This is a genomic window from Bacillus sp. EKM202B, from assembly GCF_011066025.1.
Lineage (GTDB): Bacteria > Bacillota > Bacilli > Bacillales > Bacillaceae_G > Bacillus_A > Bacillus_A toyonensis.
In genome coordinates this window covers 1-345 of sequence record NZ_JAAMNK010000036.1, presented here as the reverse complement: position 1 = coordinate 345, position 345 = coordinate 1, and the positions used below count along the sequence as shown (strand labels likewise).

At 42.0% G+C, this 345-nt stretch carries 1 protein-coding gene; it reads right to left on the bottom strand.

What is annotated here, in order from left to right:
- Positions 1-345, bottom strand: a 345-nt coding sequence (locus tag G9F74_RS30705; RefSeq protein ID WP_221429651.1) for a hypothetical protein, incomplete at both ends; no start/stop codon positions are given.

The window sequence follows — 345 nt, the reverse complement described above, 5'->3', positions numbered from 1 at the left end:
GTCCTGTTTATCTTGTTTGTCCTGTTTGTCCTGTTTGTCCTGTTTGTCCTGTTTGTCCTGTTTGTCGTGTTTATCTGGTTTACCTGGTTTACCTGGTTTATCTTGTTTGTCCTGTTTGTCCTGTTTGTCCTGTTTGTCCTGTTTGTCCTGTTTGTCCTGTTTGTCTTGTTTGTCCTGTTTGTCCTGTTTGTCCTGTTTGTCCTGTTTGTCCTGTTTGTCCTGTTTGTCTTGCTTGTCCTGTTTGTCTTGTTTATCCTGCTTGTCGTGCTTATCTGGTTTACCTGGTTTACCTGGTTTATCTTGTTTGTCCTGTTTGTCCTGTTTGTCCTGTTTGTCCTGTTTGTC